This window comes from Streptomyces sp. NPDC025618 (genome assembly GCF_055558795.1).
The window spans coordinates 1-22,186 of record NZ_JBVHLW010000066.1 but is presented as its reverse complement, the minus strand read 5'-3'; the positions used below and the strand labels follow the sequence as shown (position 1 = coordinate 22,186).

Sequence of the window (22,186 nt, the reverse complement as noted above, 5' to 3'; positions counted from 1 at the left end):
AGAAGGGTTTTTTCAGCGGGCAACCGAGAAACAAAAAACCCCCCCCCTCCCCCCCCCACGACACCCCCCCCCCCCCCCCCCCCCCCCCCCCCCCCCCCCCCCCCCACGCCCGCCCCCCCCCCTCCCCCCCCCCCCCCCCCCCCCCCCCCCCCGCCACGCGTTCACCACGCGGTGCCGCTACGCGAACGCCAGGCCCCGCCCCGCGAGCCGCGCGAGGTCGTACAGCCCCTCCGTCGTCGCCTCCACGTCGAAGGACGAACGGTGCGCCGGCGGATAGCCGATCAGCTCGCCCGCCTTGGTCGGCAGGGGCCGCTCCGCCGCCTCGGCCGACTCCCACACGAAGACGGCGCCCCAGCGCTCGGCCGGGCCCTCGGTGTCGGAGATCCACAGCTTCAGGCGCAGCCCGGGCACCTGGGCCCAGGTGCCCACGGCCTCATCGCGGAGGAACTCCCGCAGCGAGGCGACGGTCTGCCGCGACTCGCTCAGTTCCCACCAGACGACCACGACACGCATGTCCGGATCAACTCCTCCAGCAGGCCACCGACGATGCGGACACCGTCCTCGGTCAGTACGGACTCGGCGTGGAACTGCACCGACGCGAAGCCGGGGCCGCGCAGCGCGTGCACCTCGCCCGTCGAGGCGTCCCGGCTGACCTCCACGACCAGGCCGTCGGGGGTCTCGGCCTTGTCCTCGTCGCTGCGGGCGGCGAACGTGTTGTAGAAACCCACCCGTTCGCGCCGGCCGAACAGGTCGATCTCCCACTGCACCCCCTGGTTGGGGGTCTCCCTGCGCACCAGGTCGAGGCCGAGCAGGGTGGAGAGTACCTGGTGGCTGAGGCAGACGGCGAGGAACGGCCGCTGCCCGGCCAGCAGCCCGCTGATCGTCTCCCGCAGGTGGGCGATCTTGGGGTGCGCGGTGTCACGCGGGTCGCCGGGGCCGGGGCCCATGACGACCAGGTCGTAGCCGTCGGTGGAGTACGGCTCGTCGAAGCGGCGCACGGTCACCTCCAGCCCCGTGGACCGGAGTTGGTGCGCGATCATCGACGTGAAGGTGTCCTCGGCGTCGACCACCAGCACCTTACGGCCGGCCAGCGCGGGCACGGGCCGGGACCGGGCCTCGTTCTCCTGGAGCCAGAAGCCCGCGATGTGCTCGTTGCGCGCTTCGAGCGCGCCGCGCACGCTCGCGTGCCCGCCGAAGCCCTCCGCCCGGTCGGTGCCCAGGGCCGCGAGCAGCCCCGCGGCCTTGGCGCGGGTCTCCACGGCCTCGGACGCCGGGTCGGAGTGGCGCACCAGCGTCGCGCCCACGCCGATCCGCAGCCGCCCGCCGCCGTCGATGTCGGCGGTGCGGATGAGGATCGAGGAGTCCAGGGTGCGCCCGCCGCGCCCGTCCCGGCCGATGAGGGCCAGCACGCCGCTGTAGTAGCCGCGGCCCTCCGGCTCGTAGCGGTTGATCACCCGGCACGCGCTCTCCAGCGGGCTGCCGGTGACCGTCGGGGCGAAGAGCGTCTCGCGCAGGATCTCCCGCACATCGCGGGAGGTGTGCCCCTCGATGAAGTACTCGGTGTGCGCGAGGCGGGCCATCTCCTTGAGGTACGGGCCCACCACGCGGCCGCCGTCCTCGCAGATCCGGGCCATCATCTTCAGCTCTTCGTCGACGACCATGTAGAGCTCGTCGGCTTCCTTGCGGTCGGCGAGGAAGTCCATCACGCCCGGCAGGGTCGGACCGGAGTCCGGGTAGCGGTACGTCCCGCTGATCGGGTTCATCACCGCCGTGCCGTCGAAGAGGCTGACGTGCCGCTCGGGGCTGGCGCCCACCAGCGTGCGGCCGCCGGTGTGGACGAGGTGGATCCAGTAGGCGCCCGCCTCCTTCGCCAGCAGGCGGCGGAAGAAGGAGAGCGCGCTGTGCGGGGTGTAGCCGGTGATGTCGGCGACGTAGGACCGCTTGAGGACGAAGTTGGCGCCCTCGCCCGTGCCGATCTCCTCGGCGATGATCGTGCGCGCGGTGTCCGCGTACTGCTCGTCGTCCAGGTCGAAGTGGCCGCCGGACAGCTCGGTCGGCACGTTCGGCAGGCGGCGCAGCGCCTCGTCGACGGGGACGGTGCCCTGCTCCGTGACGGTCATCGCGATCAGCGGCTCGCCGTCGTCGGGAGCGGCGAAGCCGCGCTCGGCGATCTGCCGGTACGGGACGAGTGCCAGCACCTCGTGGCGGGGCGCGCCGGCGGGGCCCGCCTCCTCGGACACGGGCAGAGCGGCGAGGTCGTCCACCGCCACCGCGTCGCCGACGATCACGTCCAGGACGTCCGCGCCCGCGGCCTCGGGGCGGTACAACAGGGCGTAGGAGGGCGGCTGTTCGGCGATGATCCGCGCCAGCAGGTCGGTCTCCATGGGGGCTCCTTGCGTGCTCACAGCGCCGCCCGGGCCTGCTGGAGCTGGGCGAGCACGGTCTCGGTCGTGCCGACCACGGCGCAGCGCCGGGCCGCGTAGTCCAGGGCCAGGCGGTGGTCGGCCGCGCAGAAGTCGGCGACGGCGTCGGCGACCAGGAACGGCTGGATGTCGTGGGTGAACGCGTCGACGGCGGTGCTGAGCACGCCGATGTGCGCGTAGACCCCGCAGATGACGAGCTGGTCGCGCCCGTCGAAGCGCATGCGCTCCAGGAGTTCGGACTTGAAGAAGGCGCTGTAGCGCCACTTGGTGAACACCCAGTCGCCGGGCTCCGGGGCCAGCGGGTCGACCACCGCGCGGTGTTCGGGGTCGACGCGCATGCCGGGGCCCCAGAAGTCCTTGAGCAGACCGCGTTCCTGCGGGGTCATGCTGCCCGGCTGCGTGGTGTAGGCGACGGGGATGCCCAGGCGGGCGGCGGTCTCGCGCAGCGCGGTGGCGTTGCGGACCAGTTCCCGGCCGGGCGCCTCGTCGGCCGGGAAGGGCTCCAGGAAGTAGCGCTGCATGTCGTGCAGCAGCAGGACGGCGCGGTCCGGGTCCACGGTCCACGTCGCGGTGTTCTCGGGCAGGTCGCCCTCGGTGGGCATCGGGTACGGCTCGATGGCGGGAATCCCCGGCATGGGCTGCCTCGCGTTTCTGTGGTCGTTGCCGGTGTCAGACACCGAGGGCCGCACCGCCGTCGACGGTGAGGGAGGCCAGGGTGATGTGGGAGGCGTGGTCGGACAGCAGGAAGGCCACGGCCCGCGCGATGTCCTCGGGCTGGGCGACCTTGCCCAGCGGGATGCCCACGCGGTACGCGTCGAGGTCGCCGTGGATGGTGGCCCTGGGACCGCTCTCGTCGTGCCACATCGAGTTGAGCATCGGGGTGTCGGTGGAGCCGGGGCCCACGACGTTGCAGCGGATGCCGTGCCGGGCGACCTCCAGGCCCAGCGACTTGGTGAACATGGCGGCGGCCGCCTTGGACGCCGCGTAGGCCGCCATGTTGGTGCGCGGTGTGCCGGCGGCGTTCGACGCGACGGTCACCAGGGAGCCGCGGCCGCGCGGGACCATGCGGTTGACCACGGCGCGGGAGACGTGGAAGACGCCGGTGACGTTGACCGCGAAGGTGGCCGACCAGTCCGCGTCGGAGAGCTCCCTGGCCGGGCCGTGCCGGAGCACCCCGGCGGCGTTGACCAGCTGGTCGACGGGCCCGAGGCGCCGTTCGACCTCGTCGACGACGGCCTCGACGGCGGCGCTGTCCGTCACGTCGGCGGGGAACGCGGTGATCTCCAGGCCGTCGGCCGCCGCACGGCCGGCCGACGCCCGCAGAGCGTCGGCGTCCCGGTCGACAGCGGCCACCGATATGCCCTGTCCGGCGAGGACGCGGGTGATCGCCTCACCGATCCCGCCCGCCGCTCCGGTGACGAGCGCGACTTTTCCGTTCACTGCTGAGCCTTTCGTTTGCGGCGCGGCGTGGGGGACGACGCGCGGGCGTCGTTCATGCCCGCCAGACGGCGGCGACCTGTACGGCCTGCATGGGGTTGAGGCGGGGATCGCAGAAGCTGGTGTACTTGTCGCCGACCCGGTCGAACGTCGTGACATCGCAGACGCATTCGGTGACGTCGTCCGGTGTCGTCTCCAAATGCAGTCCACCGGGGACGCCGCCGTGTTCGGAAACCGCGATCTGGAATTCCGCGACCTCGCGCATCACGGTTTCCAGCATGCGGGTCTTCAGGCCGTCGGGGCCGCCGACGGTGTTCCCGTGCATGGGGTCGGTGAGCCAGATGACGGGGTGTCCGGCCGCGTGTACGGCCCGGACCAGGGGCGGCAGTTTCTCCGCCACGTTGTCCGCCCCCATGCGCGCGATGAGCGTGAGGCGGCCGGGGACGCGCTCCGGGTCGAGCTTCTCGCACAGCCGCAGGACCTCGTCGGCGGTCATGCCCGGACCGACCTTGCAGGCCACGGGGTTGACGACCGTGGAGAGCAGGGTGACGTGCGCGCCGTCCACCTGGCGGGTGCGCTCGCCGATCCACGGCCAGTGGGTGGAGGTCAGCAGCAGCCGGCCCTCGTCGTCCCGGCGGACCATGGGGAGTTCGTAGTCGAGCAGCAGCGTCTCGTGGCTGGTCCACACCGGCGGGCCGATCCGGCGCGGCAGGTCGGAGCCCGTCCACCCCAGGTGCCGCATGACCTCGCTCGCCGAGGTGTAACCCGCGAGCAGCCGGCGCGGGTCGGGCCGCCGCAGCTCGGGGTCGGGGCTGGGGTCGTTGACCATGTGGCCGCGGTAGACCGGCAGCTCACGGCCGTCGACGACCTCGGTCGGGTTGGAGCGCGGCTTGCCGAACTGGCCCGCCATCCGCCCCACGCGCAGCACGGGCTTGTGCGCGTTCATCCGCATCGCCCCGGCCAGCGTGTCGAGCAGCGCGGCCTTGCGGGCGACGTAGCCCGGCGTGCACTCCGCGGGGTCCTCGGCGCAGTCGCCGGACTGCACGACCTGGACCTTCCCCGCCGCCGCCTCCGCGAGCTGGGAGCGCAGATTCCGTACGTCCGCCCCGTTCACGAGGGCGGGTTTCTCTTTGAGCTCCGCGTGCGTGCGGACGAGATCCGGGTGATTCTCCCAGTCCGGCTGTTGCTGCGCCGGAGCAGTTCGCAGGAGTGACATATCGCTGTCCACTGAATTCCTCCATGGCGATCGTGGCGGCGCCCCTGTAAAGGGATTTCAGGGAGCGGCGCCCAAGGAGTCTGTGACAGCCGGAGCGAGGAGGTGAAGGGCGTAATCGCTACTTCGTCAGGTGACGCGGGCGGTTGTTTTTCCCGGCCGGGAAAGACATTTCGCATACGCCTGGCGGTTGTCAACGGGAGCCGGTCCACTTCATCAAGTCGGCGACGGGGCGGGGGCGATATGACGGAGTGGTCCGCTTCCGCTCGTCGCCGCGACGGGACTCTGGGACGGTGAGGGCCGATACGGCGGCGCGCGGTCAGGTCTGTACCTATACTCGGGCCGGATCGCTTGAAACGGAAACAATCGCAACGGTGTTGGGGTTGCTCCCCCGGCCGGCGCAGAGGGGAGCCGGCCGGACCGGGGGTAAACTGCTCCACGCTGTCCGACGTGGTGCGCGCCCCGTGGCCCACGCCGCCCGCCGCCCGACCGGCGGTCCGCCCACGGCACTCCACCAGGCGTCAGGGCGGGTGGAGTTGTCGGCAGGACGTTCCGCGCACACGATACGAGCCATGCGGGAGGCGCTGGTTGAACACGGGCTCGTCCTCTGAGGGAAACGACGGCACCGACGGCACCGACGTCCTGGGGCAGCTGACCGCGGAAGGCGTCTCCCTGTGGCTGGACGGCCTGCGCCACGGGCATCTGGCCGACGGCACCCTGGCCCGCGTGGTCGCGGAGGGCGCGGTGCGCGGCGCCGTGGCCGATCCGCTGCCCGCCGACGACATCCGCGGGGCCTGCGACACCCTGCGTGAGGTGTTCACGGCCACGGGCGGCAGGGACGGCTGGGTGTCGGTGAGCGCCGCCGCCGGCCCGGCCCCCGAGGCCGCGCGGTCGCTGGCCGACGCGGTGGACCGGCCCAATGTGCTGATCAGGACCGACGCCACTGACGAGGGCCTGGCCGCCGCCGCCGACTGCCTCGCGCGGGGCATCGGCGTCCACGTCGGCCCGGTCTGCGGCCCGCAGGGGTACGCCGCCGCGGCGGACGCCTGTTTCCACGGCCTCGAACGGGCCTCCGGGCAGGGCTGCGACCTCACCGCCGTCGCCGCGGTGGTCCAGGTGGACGTCGACCGCCTCGGCGACCACGTCGACTCCCTGCTCGCGCGGTCGGCCGCCCCCGAGGCCGGGGCGCTGCGCGGCACGGCGGCCCTGGCCGCGGCCCGGCTCGTCTACCGGACGCACGACGAACTCCTGGGCACCGACCGCTGGCGCGCGCTCGTGGCTCACGGCGCCCGCCCGCCCCGCCCGCTGTGGGCCACCGACGCGCGCGGGGCCGCCGGGCTCGTCGGCTGGGGGACGGTGAGCGCCCTGTCGCCCGCGGCCCTGGAGGACCTGGCCCGGCACGGGAGCGCGCACGGTGACACGCTCACGTGCGGGCACCGGGCGGCCGGTCAGGTGGTGGCGGAGCTGGAGAGGCTCGGCATCCCCTTCGACGAGACCGCGCGCTCCCTGGAGCGGGCCGCCTTCTTGGAGTCGGCCGCCGTCGCCTGACCGGCCCGGCCGGGGAAGCCGCCGCGGGTGAGGGCCAGCAGCGGGGCCGCCTTCACCGCCGTCTCCTCGAACTCCGCCTCCGGGTCGGAGAGGGCGATCACGGCCCCGCCGACGCCGTACCGCACCCGGCCCGGTGTCACCACGGCGGTGCGGATGACGATGCTCAGGTCGGCGGCGCCGGACAGCGAGAGATAGCCGATCGCGCCCGAGTAGATGCCGCGCGGGCCCGCTTCGAGCCGGTCGATGATCTCCATGGTGCGGACCTTCGGCGCCCCGGTCATCGAACCGCCGGGGAACGCGGCGCGCACGCACTCCACCGCGCTCGCGCCGGGCCGCAGGCGCGCGCGGACGGTGCTGACGAGCTGGTGGACGGTGGCATAGGTCTCGACGTCGAAGAGCCCGGTCACCTCGACGGAGCCCCACTCCGCGCACCGCCCGAGGTCGTTGCGCACCAGGTCGACGATCATCAGGTTCTCGGCCCGGTCCTTCTCGTCCGCGCGCAGGTCCGCGACGAGCGCGGCGTCCTCCTCCGGCGTGGCGCCGCGCGGCCGGGTGCCCTTGATCGGCTTGGACTCGACGACGCCGTCCCGGGAGATCCGCAGGAAGCGCTCGGGCGAGGTGCTCAGCACCGCGAGGGGCCCGAAGCGCAGCAGCGCCCCGAACGGTGCCGGGCTGACCCGGCGCAGCAGGCGGTAGCCCTGCCAGGGGTCGAGCTCGCCCTCGGCCTCGGCCATGTTCGTCAGGCACACCTCGTAGGTCTCGCCCGCCGCTATCTCCCGCCCGCACTCGGCGATCAGGTCCAGATACGCCTCGCGGTCGTGGCGCAGCCGCACTCCGGAGAGCGGCGCGGTCACCGGCGGCGGGGGCGGCCCGCTGCCGGTGAGCGCCGCGAGTGCCCTGGCGGTGGCGTCGAGCCAGGCCCGCGCGGCGCCGTCGTCGCCGTCCTCGGCCAGCGCGAGCAGATGGGCGGTGCCCGTCAGATGGTCGAGGACCAGGGCGCGGTCGGCGAAGACCATCGCCGCGTCGGGCTCCTCGGAGCGGTGCGCGCGGGCGCCGCCGCACTCCGCCTTCAGCTCGTACCCGAGATAGCCGACCCAGCCCAGGGCGAAGTCGAAGGGCAGCTCGGGGACGTCGGTGGCGCACTCCCGCAGGTCCGCGTCCAGCCATTGGAGGAACTCGCCGGTGACGACCTGCGTGCCGGTGGCCGACCGCACGGAGACGGTGCGGGTGCCGACGTCGGCCGTGGCCACGCGGGCGAGCGGGCCCGAGGCGTCCCCCATGACGGAGAACCTGCCCAGCGGCTGCTCATGGGTGCTGCTGTCCAGCCAGAAGGCGTGCTCACCGCCGTGGAAGAGCGCCTCGAACGCGGCCTCCTCGTCCCAGCGGACGGGCACCCGCTCGGCCAGCACCCGCAACTTCCGCTGCCCCGTACGGGCCGAAGGCGCGGCCGCGGGGCCGGAGAGCCGCACGGGCGCGGGCCGTTCCGCCTGGTGCTCACGGGTCAACGCGGCGAAGTTCGCGAGGAGTTCGTGTCCGTACTCGGTGCGGATGGACTCGGGGTGGAACTGCACGCCCCACATCGGCCGCCGCCGGTGCCGGAGCCCCATGAGGACGCCGTCCGGCGTCCAGGCCGTCGCCTCCAGCTCGTCGGGCAGGTCGGTGACCGCGAGCGAGTGGTAGCGCACGACCTCGAACGGCGTGGGCAGCCCCGCGAACAGCCCTCTCCCGTCGTGCAGTACGGGAGAGGTGCGGCCGTGCCGGGGCTCCGGGGCGCGGCCCACCGTGGCGCCGTGCTGGAGGGCGATGCCCTGATGTCCCAGGCACACGCCGAGCAGGGGCAGTTCGCAGCGGTCCACGAGCTCCCGGCAGATGCCGAAGTCGGCCGCGAGCCCCGGGTTCCCGGGGCCGGGCGAGAGCACGACGTTGTCGAACTCCGCGAGCCGGCCCATCCGCCAGGCGGGGTCGTCGTTGCGGACGACCACCGGCTCCCGGCCGTTGACCGCGGCCAGGTAGTGGACGAGGTTGTAGGTGAAGGAGTCGTAGTTGTCGATGATCAGCGTGCGCACGATTGCCCCGTATCTCGCGGTGTCCTGACGACGGACACCTCCAACAGCGTGTGCTCGACCGGGACCGCGCCGTCGCGGACGGTCGTACTGCTCAGCTCCCGTAGCTCCCGGTCGCACTCCCGCGCCGCCCGGCGCAGCGCCTTCGCGTCCCCCCGGCTGGAGAAGTGGAGTAGGGCCCGGCCGCCGGGCGCCAGCCGGAGGGGCGCTTCCTCCAGATACCGCCGGTGGGCGGCGTAGCCGGGATCGACGTACGCCTGCTCGTGGACGGAGCGGTAGCGGTAATCCGGCGGCGCGAGGACGAAGTTGGAGTGCCAGTAGACCGTGTCGAAGCGCTCGTCGTCCGCCAGGCCGGCGAAGAGATCGCTGTGCACGGCCCGGACCCGGTCGGCGACGCCGTGCCGCGCGGCGTTCAGCGCGGTGTTGCGCACCGCGTGCGGGTTGATGTCCGAGGCGGTGACCCGGGGGCTGCCGGCCAGGGCCGCGCTGACGGCGATGACGCCGGTGCCGCAGCCGATCTCCAGCAGTGAGCCGTGCCACGGCTCCCGCCGCGGCCCGGCCAGGCCGAGCAGGCCCATGGCGGCGCCGGTCGACGAGGTGTGCGGTGGTGCGAAGACCTCGTCGAGCAGGTCCCACTCGCGTGCGTTCATGGTGAAGGTCCGTGGCCGGTCCTCCCGGGTGAGGGAGTCCTGGCTGCGCTCCAGGGAGCGGAGATAACTGCGGACTTCGGACATCAGGCCCCTGTGCCCCCTACAGCGGAAACGTCGTCGGCGAGGGCCTGCCACGGCCCCGTTATTGATCATGGCGTCGGTAATGAAAGGGCAAAAGGTGACGCCGTGACACAGTCCGCCTCCCGGCGTGGTGACCGGGTCACCATCCCTGGTGCTCTCTTTACGGTTTCATGTCGCACCCTCGCCCTGACCTGGGGCTGAATTGACCAAAACTAGTAGCCTTAGGACATGGATTCTTAGATGGATCTTGGGAGGCAGCCTTTGTTACGGGGGGACAAACTGATGGCTGACGCACACCGAACAACCGGCCCCGACGCGCTGGACGTGCTCGAGCTTCTGGCCCACCGGCAAGCGCCACGGCAGTTCGAGGAGCTGCTGCGGCGCGCGCGCAAGGACGGCGCGTCCGTCAAGAAACTGGAACGGCTCGAACGGGCCGTGCGCCTGGGCACGGACATCCACGAGCTGTTCGGCCGCGGGCAGCGGCGCGAGGCGGGGCTGACCGCGCTGGTGGACACCGCGCGCGAGCTCAACCACGCCCGTGACCTGGAGACCCTGCTCAAGGACGTCGCCCGGCGGGCCCAGCGGCTGCTGCGCTTCGACCTCGCCTACATCGGCCTCCACGAGTCGGCCGCGGGCGTCGCCTTCGGCCTCGGCGCGGACTTCGAGGACGGCGTGATGACCATCCGCGCCTCGGAGGGCGAGACCACCGCGCTCAACGTCGGGCTGAAGGTGCGCGGCAGATCGGGCCTCGGCACCGCGGTCCTCACCGAGGGCGCCCCCTTCTGGACCCCGGACTATCTCGCCGACGAGCGCATAGCGCACGCCGACGAGATCGACGAGGTGGTCCGCGCCGAGGGCATCCACGCGATCATGGCGGTCCCGCTGTGGTGCTGCGGCACCGTCGTCGGCACGCTCTACGGCGCGGGCCGCGAGGTGCGCCACTTCCTGCCGGACGAGATCAGCCTGATGTGCTCGCTGGCCGACGTCGCGGCCGTCGTCATCGAGAAGGCCAGGTCGCTGGATGCCGCCCGGGCCGAGGTCCGGGCGCTGGAGCGGGACAGGGACGCCGCCCGCGCCGAACTCGCGAAGCGGCGCCGCCTCGAGGCCGTGCACACCGACCTGGTCGGCCGGGTCCTGGACGGCAGCGATCTGCGCGGCATCGTCGGCGCCTCGGCGGAGGCGATGCGCGGCACGCTGGCCGTCCGTGACCCCGGCGGCCGGATCCTGGCCGCGACCGGTGAACTGCCCGCGTCCGCCGCGGCGGACCTGACCGAGAGCGTGCTGGACGCGCACGCCGGGGGCGAGCCGGTGCCGCTGGGCGACGGGTCCTGGATCGCCCCCGTCAGCGCCGGCGGCGAGGACCTCGGCACCCTGCTGTTCGTGCCGGACGAACCGTACGCGGAGCCCCCCGCGCCGCTCCTCCTCACTGCCCGGACCGTCGCCCTGGCCCTGCTCCTGGAGCGCAGCACGGCCGTGGCCGCGAGCCAGGTCCGCGACGAGTTCCTCGACGAACTGCTGGCGGGCCCGCGCCGCCCGTGGCGGCACGTCGAGGAGCGGGCCCGCGCGCTCGCCGTCGACGTCGACGACCCGCACGTCGTCGTGGTGGCCCGCCCCGAAGGCGGCTCCCAGGGCAGGGCGGTCGTCTGGGCCTCCTCCTACGCCCACCGCAGACGCGGCCTGAAGAGCGCGCACAACGGCTGCATCACGCTGCTGCTGCCCGGCGACGACGCGGAGGCCGTCGCCCGGGCCGTGAGCGACGAACTCTCGCCGCTGCTCGGCCATCCGGTCACGGTCGGCGCCTCCGGCCCGACGTCCGGCCTCGACACGGTCCGGCAGGTCTACCGCGAGGCGCAGCACTGCCTCGAAGCGCTCACGGAGCTCGGCAACACGGGGTGCGTCGCCACGCCTCGGCAGATGGGCTTCCTCGGCCTTCTCCTGTGCGACACGTACGACACCGACGACTACATCGGCTCCGTCATCGGCGCCGTGCTCGACTACGACACCCAGCGCTTCACCGAACTCACCCGCACACTGGAGGCGTACTTCGCCTCAGGCAGCAGCCCACGGCACGCGGCCCGCGCGCTCCACGTCCACCCCAACACGGTCTCGCGCCGCCTGGAGCGGATCACCGAACTGCTGGGCTCGGACTGGCAGAAACCGGAGCGTTCGCTGGAGATCCAGCTTGCGTTGCGGCTGAATCGGACTCGGAGGATGTTGGCTGAGCGGGGTGCGTAGTTGTCCGCGGGGTTGTTGCGGTTCGGGTGGCCTGCGGGCTTGCCGTTGCCGGGTGTGGGTTTCGTTGCCGCCTGGGGCGGGAGCGCCCTTCGGGCGCGGCCTCAAGCGCCGGCCGGGCTGGGTTTGTGGTGGGTGCTGGGGGCACGTGCGGGACGTATCCGCTTCAGGGTTCCCAGTCAGCCCGTCCGGCGTTTGAGGACGCGCCCGCAGGGCGCTCCCGCCGCAGGCGGCAACGGACCGGCAGCCGGGGGCCTGGGGCACGCGCCCCAGTTCGGGGAACGAGCCCGGCAGACAGCCCGCGTCCCCTCCCGCACAGCCCGCCGCAGGCGCTAGCTCGCCCTGCGCTGCCGCTCCCGCGAAGCGGCCCGCATAGCCAGAGCATGCGCCGCCGACACCAACGTCATGTGCCGGTGCCACCCAGGGAACGACCGCCCCTCGTAGTCACGTTGCCCCACCCGGTCCCCCACCCGCTCCACATCGTGGTCGACCCGGGCCGTGAGCTTGCTCAGGCGCAGCAGAGAGCTCAGCGGCACCCCCGGCAGGTCGGCGAGCCAGATGCGGGACGGCTGGCGGCGGCGGTCCGGCCACTCGCCGAGCAGGAGGAGGTCGCGCCGGGGGAGCGGCGCCGGGCCGGACGCGGGCTGGGCGATCCGCACCGGGACCGCCGCGGCGAGCGCGGTCAGGCGTACGCCGGGCGCGGTCGGGTGGGTCCAGTCCACCGGCCGGGCCAGGCCCCTGACGGACTCCAGGATCTGCCGGGCCGGGAGGGCCCCGCGGCCGGAGCCGGGCAGGGCGCGGTCGGCGACGGCCAGTTGCGTCCTGTCGTCGATCCGCGCGAGCAGGGGGACTCCGGCCGCCGCGAACGCCCGTACCGCCGTGCCGGGTTCGCCCAGCTCGGTGTCCAGGATGACGGGCCGGTTCGGCAGCCCCGAGGAGCGCGCGGCGGCCAGGCCCGTGTCGACGGCGCACTGGGCCGGGGTGGCCTCCTCGATGCCCTCGGGTATCTCCGCCCGGGACCGCCGGCCCTCGTGGTCCAGCCAGTTGGGCGGCAGGAAGAGCCGCCAGTCGACGGGTGCGCTGATCCCCTCGGAGGCGAACCAGGCGCCGTACGCCAGCTGCCCGTTCATCACCTGCCCGAGGTCGGGGACGAACTGGCGGCCCACGCCCACGGAGTGCGTCCCCGCCTTGGGGATGGCCAACGACCGCACCACCCAGGCGCGGTGGGGCGCGGTCCGGCCCAGGAAGCGGGCGAGCTCCGCGCGCATCGGCGCCCAGTCCCAGGTGGAGCTGCAGATGAAGTGGTGCAGGCTCTGCTCCGCGGCGGGTCCGCCGTGGACGGTGGCGATGTTGCGGATCGACTTGCGGCCCTCGGCCCCGAGCAGCCCGCTCAGATAGAGGTCCGCCTTCTTGCGCTGGTCGCTGCGGCGCAGGGTGGAGAAGAGGGAAGTGCGCAGCTCCGCGCCCCCTCGTGCGTCCGGACCGCTCCTTCCGGCGCGGTCCGGCCCCTGGTGCTGCCCCCGGCGGTCATTAAGACTCAGCACTGCTGCTTGGTTCACGACACTCCGTCCTGCGGTTCGGCCGACTGGCGACTGAGCCTTCAACGGTGGTCGTTCGAGCGTGGGGAAGACGAGGTGCGGCGGTCACCCAACCGCGGGCCGGAGCGGTTCTGGGAGCACAGCGGCGGTTCAGCCGCCGAGCGCCCAGGAGATCGTGTGGTCCGTCGCCATCAGCGCGACGATGACGGCAAGGTCCGCCGCGCCCAGCGCGAGGCCGAGGGCCGCGCGGCCCTTGCGGGTCGTGCCGCGGGCGAGGGCGAGGCAGGCCAGGGTGAGGGCGACGGGGCCCAGCACCAGATTGAAGATCAGCAGCCCCACCAGGCCCAGGACGAAGGACCAGACGGCCATGGCGTCCGGCACGTCGCGACGAACGCGGGGCGCGGGTGCGGGCGTCGGGGCGGGGGTGGGGTCGGAGGCGGCCGGCCGCGGGGTGGTCGCGTGCCGCCGCTCGTTCAGCGTCGTCGTCATCGTCACCGCTCCCTCATCCGTTCACGGACCGCGAAGGCCAGCAGCCAGACGGCGATGACACCCGCCGCCGGGATCAGCACGGGGAGCGGGGTGTGTGCCGCGGCACCCACCAGCACTCCCAGCAGGAGGATGGCCGCCATCAGGAAGATCATTTCCGGGTCCTTCCTCGAGCGTTTGGGTGAACAGCTGGAATGACAACTGTTCACTGAAAACAGCGTACCCCGTGGTGGCGTCCTCAAGCAAACAGTTGTTTACTGAATCCATGAGCAACACCCTCGGCGTCCGCCAGGCCCAGAAGCAGAAGACCCGTCAGGCCCTCCTGGAGGCCGGGCTCGGCCTGCTGGAGGAGCAGAGCCTGAGCAGCCTCGGGCTGCGCGAGGTCACCCGGGTCGTGGGGGTGGCGCCCGCCGCCTTCTACCGGCACTTCCGCGACATGGCCGACCTCGGCGTGGCCCTGGTCGAGGAGTCGCTCGGCAGCCTGCACGCCATGATCCGCGCGGTCCTCGGCGAGCAGACGGAGGCCGAGGAGGTCATCGACCGCAGCGTGGCGGCGGTCGCCGCGTACGTAGGGCTGCACCCGGCGCACGTGCGCTTCGTCGCCCGCGAACGGCACGGCGGCGTACGGGCGGTGCGCGAGGCGATAGCGGCGGAACTGGCGAAGTTCGGCGACGAGGTCGCCGAGGCGCTCGCGGCGCAGGAGGCCTCCGCGGGCTGGAGCGCGGAGGACGTGCGCATGCTCGCCGGGATGTACGTCGATCACCTGGTGATGACGGCGTCCGCCTTCCTGGAGGCGGGTCCCGGGGAGGAGCCCTCGATCGCGGACACGGCGCGGCGCCAGCTGCGGCTGATCAGCATCGGGCGGCGGCACTGGCGGGACGGCGCCTGAGGGGTCAGCCCCCGCCCACCGTCACCGCCACCCGCCACGGCCCCGTGCCGCGTCCGCCGAGCACCTCGACGTCCACCCCCGCCGTCGAGCACCGCTCCCCGGCGACGTAAGGCGCGTCGCTGAGCGGGGCGTTGACGTTCAGGTCGTTGGTGTAGCAGCCGATGCTGCCGGGGGTGGCGTCGAGGGCGCGTACGGGGCCCGCGCCCGAGGCGATGTCGGTGGCGACCGTGGAGACGAGCACGCCGGCCCGGCAGACCGTGTGGTCCAGCGGCCCCGGCGTGCGGACCTCCAGGGTGATCGCGCGGGTGCGGGAGAGCGGGACGACGGCCAGCTTGGGGCCGCCGGGGACCGAGGCCGGGGTCAGGCTCACCACGTGCCGCCCGGGGCCGGTCAGGCAGCGCACCTGACCGGGGGCCAGCCAGCCCAGCTTCCACTTGTGCCAGGCGAGGAAGTCGTTGGACGGCCCCCAGTCCTCGTCCATCGGATCCCAGTGGCCCACGGGCGTCTTCACCCGGCCGCCTTCCTCGGTGCTCGTGTAATAGAGGTCGGGCAGGCCGAAGCTGTGGCTGTTCTCGTGGTTGAGGACGCGGAACGGGCTGTCGCCGGTCTGCCGGCTCCAGATGAACGAGACGTTCTTGAAGGGCGTCCCGTCGTCCGTGGTGAGCCCGGTGGGGGCGCCCGCGAAGGTCACCGAGCGGACGTCCTGCGTGGCGGGCGGCCCGGCGCCCGGCGCGACCAGCACGTTGATGAGGTCGAACTGCCGGAAGTCGACGCTCTGGTCGACGGCGGCCAGGATCTCCTTCGCGATCGCGTGGTAGCCGTTGTCGCTGCCGCCGTCGAAGGGCGCGCCGCGCGTGATGCCGTAGGTGGCGTACGGGCGGGACATCCGGATCCAGCGCGGCACCGGCGTCGAGCGGTAGTCCAGCCGCCCGTACGAGCTGGCCCGGAAGAAGTCGGCGACCGCCGGGAAGAACTCGGCGTAGCGCTCCTGCGGGCTGATCGTGGCCCGCGCGTCGGGGAAGTCGACGAAGAGGGTGACCGCGCGCACCGTGCCGAAGGAGCGGGCGAAGCCGTCGGGGGTGTGCGCGGACTCGGAGACGTTGTCGGTGACGCCGGGGAGCGCGCAGGGGCCGGTGGGGCGGCCCGCCCCCGCGGGTGTGGCGGACCGGGCGCCGGGCGCCGCGGCCACCAGGGCGCCGGTCCCGCCCTCCCGGACGGGCAGCGGCACGGTGAGGGCGAGCGTGAGCAGCACCATGACCGCGATGGCCAGGGATCTCATGCCGGTGCACCTCCCGGGCGCGCGGCCCGCCGTCCGGCCGCTCTGTGATCACCCTGTGCCGCCGCGCGCCGGAGCGCTCCCCGGGCTGCGGCAGATGGAGGCGTCGCGAGTGTGACGCGCGTCATGCCCGCGGTGGGAAATATCCGGGGAGCGCGTCCCCGTTTAACCCTGCGTCCGGCCGAAACGGGGAATCGCTCCCCGCTTGTGATCCGGCGCACAGAGCCGGCCCAGGGCGTCACCCGGGCCGGGGAGAAGCCCGAGAAAGGAGTGCCCCCCGTGGCCACCACCCAGCCCCGCCTCCGCGCGGACGCCCTGCGCAACCGCGAGCGGATCATCGCCGCGGCGCGGGAGGCGCTCGTCGAGTACGGCGACGAGACCTCGCTCGATGAAATCGCTCGACGCGCCGGGGTCGGGAATGCCACGCTGTACCGGCACTTCGCGGACCGCTCCGAGCTGATCCGCCATGTCACCCTCTATGTCCTCGGCCGCCTCGCGGAGCAGGCGGAGAGGGCCCGAGCCGAGGAGCCCGATGCTTTCCACGCGCTGAGGCGCTTCGCCCACGCGGCCGCCGACGAGCGGGTCGGGGCGCTGTGCACGCTCTTCGCCGAGAGCATCGACCCGACGCACCCGGACCACGTCGCGGCCGGCGGCCGCCTGGACCGGGCGGTCGAGGAGCTGATCGAAGCCGCCCGCGCCTCCGGGCAGTTGCGCGCCGACGTCGCCGTCGGGGATCTGATGATCGCGCTCGCCCAGCTGACCAGGCCGCTGCCGGGCAAGGGCTGTGACGTCTTCGACGCCTTCGTGCACCGGCACGTCCAGCTCTTCCTCGACGGCCTGATGAACCCGGCCCGTTCCGAACTCCCCGGCGCCGCGGCCTCCTTGGAGGACCTGCGCCGCGGCCACTGTTCCGGCTGACCCCAAGACTTCGTGGCGGCTTCCTTTCCGTTCCTCCCGCCACGCGCTCGCCGTCCCGCACCACGCAACACTGAGGTAGGCACCATGCCCCACACGTCCGCCCCCGACCCCAGGCGCTGGAAAGCGCTGATATTCATCGCCCTGGCCCAGCTGATGGTCGTCCTCGACGCGACCATCGTGAACATCGCGCTGCCCTCCGCCCAGACCGACCTGGGGATCTCGGACGGCAACCGGCAGTGGGTCATCACGGCCTACGCGCTCGCCTTCGGCGGCCTCCTGCTCTTCGGCGGGCGGATCGCCGACCTGTGGGGCCGCAAGCGCACCTTCGTCATCGGCCTGATCGGCTTCGCGGTCGCCTCCGCCTTCGGCGGCGCCGCGATGAACACCGGCATGCTGCTGGGCGCCCGCGCCCTCCAGGGTGTCTTCGGCGCGCTGCTCGCGCCGGCCGCGCTGTCGCTGCTCGCCGTCACGTTCACGGACGCCAAGGAGCGCGCCAAGGCGTTCGGCGTCTTCGGTGCCATCGCCGGTGCCGGCGGTGGCGTGGGCCTCATCCTCGGCGGCGTCTTCACCGAGTACCTCAACTGGCGCTGGACGTTCTTCGTGAACATCCCCTTCGCCGTGGTCGCCGCCGCCGGTGCCATCGCCGTGATCCGCGAGCCCGCGGAGAGCCGCAACCCCTCGAAGCTGGACATCCCCGGCGTCGTCCTGGCCACCACCGGCCTGGTCTCCCTGGTCTACGGCTTCACCCGCGCCGAGTCCGACGGCTGGACCGCGGGTGCCACCATCGGCCTGTTCATCGTCGCCGCCGTGCTGCTGCTCGCCTTCCTGGCCGTCGAGTCCAAGGTGAAGTCGCCGCTGCTGCCGCTGCGTGTGATCACCGACCGCAACCGCGGCGGCGTCTACGCCTCGCTCGGCCTCGCGGCCATCGCGATGTTCGGCCTGTTCCTCTTCCTGACCTACTACCTCCAGGTCGCCCGCGGCTACAGCCCGGTCAGCACCGGCCTCGCCTTCCTCCCGATGATCTTCATGATGATCATCGGTTCGACGCAGATCGGCGCGCGCCTGATGACCCGGGTCGCCCCGCGCTGGCTGATGGGCCCGGGCTTCCTGCTCGCCGCCCTTGGCCTGCTCTGGCTGACCCGGATCGACCTGGACACCTCCTACGGCGTGGGCATCCTGCCCGGCCTGATGCTGATGGGCCTCGGCATGGGCACCGCCTTCATGCCCGCCATGAGCCTGGCGACGCACGGCATCCAGCCGCGTGACGCCGGTGTCGCCTCCGCGATGGTCAACACCTCGCAGCAGGTCGGCGGCGCCATCGGCACCGCGCTGCTCAACACCATCGCGGCCAGCGCCAGCACCGCGTACGCCAAGTCCCACCTGTCCGAGGCCGCCCGAGGCGCCGCGGGGCAGAAGCTGCTCGTCCTCCAGTCGAGCGTGCACGGCTACTCCGTCGCCATCTGGTGGGCGGTCGGCATCCTCGGTCTGTCCGCGGCGATCGCGTTCCTCGCGATCAACACCGGCCACCAGGGCGGCCCGGCCGCGCGGTCCGGTGACGGCGAGGCGGTCGAGGACGCCATCCCGGTGATGGCGCACTGACCTGGTCTGCAGCAAGAACGAAGGCCCCTCGCCGAACGGCGGGGGGTCTTCGTTCTTGCGTACGCGCCCTCTAAGCAAGTCGGGTGAAGTCCACTGCGGTTCGGCAGCGCCCTGAAGGGGCGCGGGGAACTGCGCGACCAGCCACGACGGCGCCGCAGACGACCGACGGCGCATCGCGGTACTTCCAGCGGAGCGCTCAGCGCAGCCAGGGCAGGTCCGCGCCCGAGGCCGGCTGGAGGCCGGCCGCGATGGTGCGGCAGATGTCGCCGAGCTGGACGGCCTGTTCGGGCGTGAGCCGGTCGAAGAGGGCGCCGCGGACCGCGGCCACATGGCCCGGCGCGGACTCCTTCAGCATCGCGAAGCCCTCCTCCGTGAGGACGGCCAGCTGACCGCGCTTGTCGGAGGGGCAGTCCTCCCGGCGGACCCACCCGTTCTTCTCCAGGCGGGCGATGGCGTGCGACAGGCGCGAGCGCGTGATCTTCGCGCCCTGTGCCAGCTCGGTCATCCGCATCCGGCGGCGCGGCGCCTCGGAGAGGTGGACCAGCAGCCCGTAATAGACGTGCGGCATCCCCGCGTCGCGCTGGAGCTGCCGGTCGAGGTGGTCCTCCAGGAGCATGGTGGCGTGGAGGTACGCCCGCCAGGTGTCCTGCTCCTCGGCGCTGAGCCAGCGCCGCTGCCCGGCGTCCGGGGCCTTTCGGTCCGGGGCCTTTCGATTGGTCATAGCATCCACTGTTTCACCCGTCGGCTTCCTCGATGTCGCAATTCTTGAAGTTTAAATAAGGCAGGGCTAAACTGGCGAATAGCTTGAACTTTCAAACAAACTCCTCGGGAGGCACCATGCAGGCCACCGGCGAGCGCATGCCCGCGCTCTACCTCTCCCATGGCGCGCCGCCCCTCGCGGACGACGAGCTGTGGACCGCCGAGCTCGCCGCCTGGTCCGCCGGGCTGCCGCGGCCGAGCGCGATCCTGATGGTCTCGGCCCACTGGGAAGAGGCCCCGCTCGCCCTCGGCGCCACCACGCGGGTGCCGCTCGTCTACGACTTCCGGGGCTTCCCCGAGCGCTATTACGCGGTGCGGTACGACGCTCCCGGCGCGCCGGAGCTCGCCGACCGGGTGCGCGGGACGCTGCGGGGCGCCGGGACCCCCGTACAGGACATACCGGACCGCGGGCTGGACCACGGCGCGTACGTCCCGCTGGTCGAGATGTATCCCGAGGCGGACATCCCCGTCCTCCAGATCTCGCTGCCCACCCTCGACCCGGAGCGGCTGCTGGAGATCGGGCGCAAGCTCGCGCCGCTGCGTGACGAGGGCGTGCTGATCGTCGGGAGCGGGTTCTTCACCCACAACCTGGCGGCGCTGCGGCACGCGGGATCCGGGCCGCCCGCCTGGTCGGTGGAGTTCGACGCCTGGGGGCGCGAGGCGCTCGCCGCCGGGGATGTCGACGCGCTGCTGGACTTCGAGCGCAAGTCCCCCGCGGGCCGGCTGGCCCACCCGCGCACCGAGCACTTCGCCCCGCTCTTCGTCACCCTCGGCGCGGCCGGCGGCGACCTGGACCGTCAGCGCACCGCCGTCGACGGCTTCTGGATGGGCCTGGCGAAGCGGTCGGTGCAGTTCGGGTAGGAGCGGGGGCGGGTGCGGGCTCAGTGCTCGTGCGAGTAGAAGACGTAGTACGACACGAGGCCCATCCCCAGGCCCAGCAGCAGCCCGACCTCGATGGAGCGCAGCACGGAGTCCCCGCTGAGGCTGTAGAGGAAGCCCATGCAACAGCCGAGGAGTGCCCCGAACGCGACCGCGCGGACCTCGGTGATCATCTTCTTCCGCTCGCGGATCAGGACGTACCCGACGCCCCCGGAGACCAGCGCGACGGCGATCCCCATGAGCCAGGAGCCGGGGGTGGTGAAGCCGTTCTGGCCCGAGAGGAAGACGGCGTACAGACCGAGCGCGACGGCGCCGGTGAGCGGGACGGCCCAGGACAGCCGTGACGGGTGCTCCGCGCCGCGCAGCCGCGTGCCGCGGGGGACCGGGCCGGGGCCCTCGTGGCCGGGGTGGTGGCCGGGCATGATCGAGTGCGTCGGCATCGCGGGCTCCTCTCGCCTGTGCGTCACCCCCGCGTCGGCTCCGCCGGCGGTGGCGCGCACCGCTGCCTTGTCCCACCAGGGCACACCCGCGTACGGGCGGCGGCAACTCGATCACTTCAGGCCCCCGCCGTGCCGGGCCGGCCGAGCGCAATCCGACGTTCCGGACGTCCCGGGCGGCGGCCCGGGCAACCGTCGGCGGGTCCGGGTCGTCTTGAAGGATGAGCGGGGGCCCGAGGCGTCAGCGCCGACGATCGTGGACCACGCTTCCCGGCCACCCCGGCGTCACCCTCCGTGCGGGCTCTGACCTGCGCTTCCCCGGCCCCTCGGAGCGTTCTCCCCCGCTGTGGCCGGACAGGGTACTGCATGATCACAAAAAATAAGGCGTTCCATGGGAATTCTGTCCGGATTCCAGTCGTTCTTTCCTTCGGACGGGGCACTCGTGACAGGGTCCGCCCTCAAAGGGAGTCCCATCCGTCCCGCGACCGACTCATCGCAAGGGAGCACGCATGGCAACCCGTGCCGTCGCCCGTCGTCAGACCGCCGCAAAGGGCGCTGAAGGGGCAAGCAGTGTTCGCGCCGCTGGCGGGGAAATCGCCGACCGCGACCTGGTCGGCATGTACCTCGACGAGATCGCGCGTACGCCCCTGCTCGACGCCGCCAAGGAGGTCGAGCTGTCCCAGACCATCGAGGCCGGTGTCTATGCCCAGCAGCTCCTCGACGGAGCCCTCGACTCCGAGGGTGCCGGGGCCGCGGGCGCGGACCGCGCGGAGCTGGAGGCGATAGCCGCCGAGGGCGCCCGCGCGAAGGACGTCTTCATCAAGTCCAACCTCCGCCTCGTCGTCGCCGTCGCCCGCCGCTACCCCCGCAGCGGCCTGCCCCTCCTCGACCTCATCCAGGAGGGCAACGCCGGCCTGGTGCGCGCGGTCGAGAAGTTCGACTACACCAAGGGATTCAAGTTCTCCACGTATGCCACGTGGTGGATCCGCCAGGCGATCACCCGGTCCATCGCCGACCAGTCCCGCACGATCCGGCTGCCCGTCCACCTCGTGGAGGAGCTCGGCCGGATCCGCCGCGTCCAGCGCGAGTTCAACCGGGAGAACGGCCGCGACCCCGAACCCGCCGAGATCGCCGCCGAGCTGGACACCACGCCCGGCCGCGTCAGCGACGTCCTCGACTGGGCCCGCGACCCGGTCAGCCTGAACATGTCCGTGGACGACGAGGGCGAGACCCAGTTCGGTGACCTCCTGGAGGACACCTCCGCCGTCTCCCCCGAGCAGTCCGTGATCGCCCTGCTCCGCAGCGAGGAGCTCGAGGATCTCATCGGCCGCCTCGACCAGCGCACCGCCTCGATCATCAAGGCGCGCTACGGCATCGAGGACGGGCGCGAGCGCACGCTGACCGAGGTCGGCAAGCAGCATGGGCTTACGCGTGAGCGGATTCGGCAGATCGAGAAGCATGCGCTTCTGGAGCTGAAGAAGATGGCTCACGATACGGGTTTCGACGCGGCGGCGTAAAAGGGCATATCCTCATAGACCGGACCCCGGCGCTTCCCCCCCTGCGTCGGGGTCCTTCTGTGTGGGTGGTTTGGTGCGGGTTGCTTGCGCCTTGCGGTTCGGGTGGCCTGCGGGCTTGCCGTTGTCTGGTGCGGGTTTCGTTGCCTCCTGCGGCGGGAGCGCCCTGCGGGCGCGGGGGGGGGGGGGGGGGGGGGGGGGGGGGGGGGGGGGGGGGGGGGGGGGGGGGGGGGGGGGGGGGGGG

20 protein-coding genes are annotated in these 22,186 nt (G+C 72.7%); 7 read left to right on the top strand and 13 right to left on the bottom strand.

From position 1 onward, the window contains the following. Positions 1-177: 177 nt before the first annotated feature. From ACZ4A5_RS30295 to ACZ4A5_RS30275, 5 genes are read right to left on the bottom strand one after another with little or no spacing between them, the layout of a single operon-like run. Entirely contained in the window at positions 178-513 is a 336-nt protein-coding gene (locus tag ACZ4A5_RS30295) for a hypothetical protein (protein ID WP_467591202.1), read from the bottom strand. Further along, positions 483-2,384, bottom strand: a complete 1,902-nt coding sequence (locus tag ACZ4A5_RS30290) for an anthranilate synthase family protein (protein ID WP_467591200.1) — start codon at positions 2,382-2,384, stop codon at positions 483-485. Before ACZ4A5_RS30290 ends, ACZ4A5_RS30295 begins: the two co-directional genes overlap by 31 nt. Before the next feature lie 17 nt (positions 2,385-2,401). Then, a complete protein-coding gene (locus ACZ4A5_RS30285) occupies positions 2,402-3,058 on the bottom strand; it encodes an isochorismatase family protein (protein ID WP_467591197.1) in 657 nt (218 codons plus the stop codon). Positions 3,059-3,092: 34 nt separating this feature from the next. Then, the gene (locus ACZ4A5_RS30280; RefSeq protein WP_467591194.1) at positions 3,093-3,863 is read right to left on the bottom strand and encodes a 2,3-dihydro-2,3-dihydroxybenzoate dehydrogenase; all 771 of its coding nucleotides are present in this window, start codon (positions 3,861-3,863) and stop codon (positions 3,093-3,095) included. 52 nt (positions 3,864-3,915) lie between these two features. Further along, positions 3,916-5,076 carry a 3-deoxy-7-phosphoheptulonate synthase gene (locus tag ACZ4A5_RS30275; protein WP_467591192.1) on the bottom strand — a complete coding sequence of 387 codons (1,161 nt, stop codon included), beginning with the start codon at positions 5,074-5,076 and terminating at the stop codon, positions 3,916-3,918. A gap of 585 nt (positions 5,077-5,661) precedes the next feature. On the opposite strand from ACZ4A5_RS30275, the gene ACZ4A5_RS30270 reads away from it, so the two are divergent. Continuing rightward, positions 5,662-6,621: a transaldolase family protein gene (locus ACZ4A5_RS30270; RefSeq protein ID WP_467591189.1), complete on the top strand. Its 960-nt coding sequence runs from the start codon at positions 5,662-5,664 to the stop codon at positions 6,619-6,621. Here the strand turns inward: ACZ4A5_RS30270 and pabB are convergent. Together pabB and ACZ4A5_RS30260 are read right to left on the bottom strand one after the other, a co-directional pair. Next, positions 6,522-8,687, bottom strand: a complete 2,166-nt coding sequence (gene pabB, locus ACZ4A5_RS30265) for an aminodeoxychorismate synthase component I (protein WP_467591186.1) — start codon at positions 8,685-8,687, stop codon at positions 6,522-6,524. The genes ACZ4A5_RS30270 and pabB overlap by 100 nt on opposite strands. Further along, positions 8,675-9,418, bottom strand: coding sequence for a methyltransferase domain-containing protein (locus tag ACZ4A5_RS30260; protein ID WP_467591183.1), 744 nt, complete (start codon positions 9,416-9,418; stop codon positions 8,675-8,677). The genes pabB and ACZ4A5_RS30260 overlap by 13 nt, the downstream gene beginning before the upstream one ends. A gap of 279 nt (positions 9,419-9,697) precedes the next feature. Between ACZ4A5_RS30260 and ACZ4A5_RS30255 the strand changes: the two genes are divergently transcribed. Further along, positions 9,698-11,650 carry a helix-turn-helix domain-containing protein gene (locus ACZ4A5_RS30255; protein WP_467591181.1) on the top strand — a complete coding sequence of 651 codons (1,953 nt, stop codon included), beginning with the start codon at positions 9,698-9,700 and terminating at the stop codon, positions 11,648-11,650. Positions 11,651-11,979: 329 nt separating this feature from the next. On the opposite strand, the gene ACZ4A5_RS30250 is transcribed toward ACZ4A5_RS30255, so the two are convergent. The 3 genes from ACZ4A5_RS30250 to ACZ4A5_RS30240 all read right to left on the bottom strand — a co-directional run bounded on the left by ACZ4A5_RS30250 (position 11,980) and on the right by ACZ4A5_RS30240 (position 13,826). Continuing rightward, on the bottom strand, positions 11,980-13,104 hold the full coding sequence (locus ACZ4A5_RS30250; RefSeq protein WP_467591205.1) for an IS701 family transposase: 1,125 nt from the start codon (positions 13,102-13,104) through the stop codon (positions 11,980-11,982). 231 nt (positions 13,105-13,335) lie between these two features. After that, on the bottom strand, positions 13,336-13,674 hold the full coding sequence (locus tag ACZ4A5_RS30245; RefSeq protein ID WP_467591178.1) for a hypothetical protein: 339 nt from the start codon (positions 13,672-13,674) through the stop codon (positions 13,336-13,338). A 2-nt stretch (positions 13,675-13,676) separates the two neighbouring features. Further along, the gene (locus ACZ4A5_RS30240) at positions 13,677-13,826 is read right to left on the bottom strand and encodes a hypothetical protein (protein WP_467591175.1); all 150 of its coding nucleotides are present in this window, start codon (positions 13,824-13,826) and stop codon (positions 13,677-13,679) included. A 110-nt stretch (positions 13,827-13,936) separates the two neighbouring features. Here ACZ4A5_RS30240 and ACZ4A5_RS30235 point away from each other — a divergent pair, with 110 nt between their 5' ends. Continuing rightward, on the top strand, positions 13,937-14,560 hold the full coding sequence (locus ACZ4A5_RS30235; protein ID WP_467591173.1) for a TetR family transcriptional regulator: 624 nt from the start codon (positions 13,937-13,939) through the stop codon (positions 14,558-14,560). Positions 14,561-14,564: 4 nt separating this feature from the next. On the opposite strand, the gene ACZ4A5_RS30230 is transcribed toward ACZ4A5_RS30235, so the two are convergent. Then, positions 14,565-15,839, bottom strand: a complete 1,275-nt coding sequence (locus ACZ4A5_RS30230; protein ID WP_467591170.1) for a M6 family metalloprotease domain-containing protein — start codon at positions 15,837-15,839, stop codon at positions 14,565-14,567. Positions 15,840-16,115: 276 nt separating this feature from the next. On the opposite strand from ACZ4A5_RS30230, the gene ACZ4A5_RS30225 reads away from it, so the two are divergent. Together ACZ4A5_RS30225 and ACZ4A5_RS30220 are read left to right on the top strand one after the other, a co-directional pair. Next, on the top strand, positions 16,116-16,754 hold the full coding sequence (locus tag ACZ4A5_RS30225) for a TetR/AcrR family transcriptional regulator (protein ID WP_467591167.1): 639 nt from the start codon (positions 16,116-16,118) through the stop codon (positions 16,752-16,754). An 84-nt stretch (positions 16,755-16,838) separates the two neighbouring features. Continuing rightward, positions 16,839-18,353: an MFS transporter gene (locus ACZ4A5_RS30220; RefSeq protein ID WP_467591164.1), complete on the top strand. Its 1,515-nt coding sequence runs from the start codon at positions 16,839-16,841 to the stop codon at positions 18,351-18,353. 196 nt (positions 18,354-18,549) lie between these two features. Here ACZ4A5_RS30220 and ACZ4A5_RS30215 read toward each other — a convergent pair whose 3' ends face one another. Next, complete coding sequence (locus ACZ4A5_RS30215) at positions 18,550-19,074, bottom strand: MarR family winged helix-turn-helix transcriptional regulator (RefSeq protein ID WP_467591161.1); 525 nt, start codon at positions 19,072-19,074, stop codon at positions 18,550-18,552. Positions 19,075-19,190: 116 nt separating this feature from the next. On the opposite strand from ACZ4A5_RS30215, the gene ACZ4A5_RS30210 reads away from it, so the two are divergent. Then, a complete protein-coding gene (locus ACZ4A5_RS30210) occupies positions 19,191-19,973 on the top strand; it encodes a dioxygenase family protein (protein ID WP_467591159.1) in 783 nt (260 codons plus the stop codon). 20 nt (positions 19,974-19,993) lie between these two features. Here the strand turns inward: ACZ4A5_RS30210 and ACZ4A5_RS30205 are convergent, their stop codons facing one another. Beyond that, the gene (locus ACZ4A5_RS30205) at positions 19,994-20,431 is read right to left on the bottom strand and encodes a hypothetical protein (protein WP_467591157.1); all 438 of its coding nucleotides are present in this window, start codon (positions 20,429-20,431) and stop codon (positions 19,994-19,996) included. A gap of 506 nt (positions 20,432-20,937) precedes the next feature. Here ACZ4A5_RS30205 and ACZ4A5_RS30200 point away from each other — a divergent pair. Beyond that, positions 20,938-21,945 (top strand): sigma-70 family RNA polymerase sigma factor, encoded by a 1,008-nt coding sequence (locus ACZ4A5_RS30200; protein WP_467591154.1) that lies wholly within the window; start codon positions 20,938-20,940, stop codon positions 21,943-21,945. Positions 21,946-22,186: the final 241 nt, after the last annotated feature.

Excerpts from the sequence above, each read along its gene's own strand:
- ACZ4A5_RS30230 (WP_467591170.1), bottom strand. The coding sequence starts at position 15,839 with ATGAGATCCCTGGCCATCGCGGTCATGGTGCTGCTCACGCTCGCCCTC.
- ACZ4A5_RS30205 (WP_467591157.1), bottom strand. The coding sequence starts at position 20,431 with ATGCCGACGCACTCGATCATGCCCGGCCACCACCCCGGCCACGAGGGC.
- ACZ4A5_RS30255 (WP_467591181.1), top strand. The coding sequence starts at position 9,698 with ATGGCTGACGCACACCGAACAACCGGCCCCGACGCGCTGGACGTGCTC.
- ACZ4A5_RS30295 (WP_467591202.1), bottom strand. The coding sequence starts at position 513 with ATGCGTGTCGTGGTCGTCTGGTGGGAACTGAGCGAGTCGCGGCAGACC.
- ACZ4A5_RS30290 (WP_467591200.1), bottom strand. The coding sequence starts at position 2,384 with ATGGAGACCGACCTGCTGGCGCGGATCATCGCCGAACAGCCGCCCTCC.
- ACZ4A5_RS30285 (WP_467591197.1), bottom strand. The coding sequence starts at position 3,058 with ATGCCGGGGATTCCCGCCATCGAGCCGTACCCGATGCCCACCGAGGGC.
- ACZ4A5_RS30240 (WP_467591175.1), bottom strand. The coding sequence starts at position 13,826 with ATGATCTTCCTGATGGCGGCCATCCTCCTGCTGGGAGTGCTGGTGGGT.
- ACZ4A5_RS30220 (WP_467591164.1), top strand. The coding sequence starts at position 16,839 with ATGCCCCACACGTCCGCCCCCGACCCCAGGCGCTGGAAAGCGCTGATA.
- ACZ4A5_RS30275 (WP_467591192.1), bottom strand. The coding sequence starts at position 5,076 with ATGTCACTCCTGCGAACTGCTCCGGCGCAGCAACAGCCGGACTGGGAG.
- ACZ4A5_RS30210 (WP_467591159.1), top strand. The coding sequence starts at position 19,191 with ATGCAGGCCACCGGCGAGCGCATGCCCGCGCTCTACCTCTCCCATGGC.
- ACZ4A5_RS30235 (WP_467591173.1), top strand. The coding sequence starts at position 13,937 with ATGAGCAACACCCTCGGCGTCCGCCAGGCCCAGAAGCAGAAGACCCGT.
- ACZ4A5_RS30200 (WP_467591154.1), top strand. The coding sequence starts at position 20,938 with ATGGCAACCCGTGCCGTCGCCCGTCGTCAGACCGCCGCAAAGGGCGCT.
- ACZ4A5_RS30245 (WP_467591178.1), bottom strand. The coding sequence starts at position 13,674 with ATGACGACGACGCTGAACGAGCGGCGGCACGCGACCACCCCGCGGCCG.
- ACZ4A5_RS30215 (WP_467591161.1), bottom strand. The coding sequence starts at position 19,074 with ATGACCAATCGAAAGGCCCCGGACCGAAAGGCCCCGGACGCCGGGCAG.
- ACZ4A5_RS30260 (WP_467591183.1), bottom strand. The coding sequence starts at position 9,418 with ATGTCCGAAGTCCGCAGTTATCTCCGCTCCCTGGAGCGCAGCCAGGAC.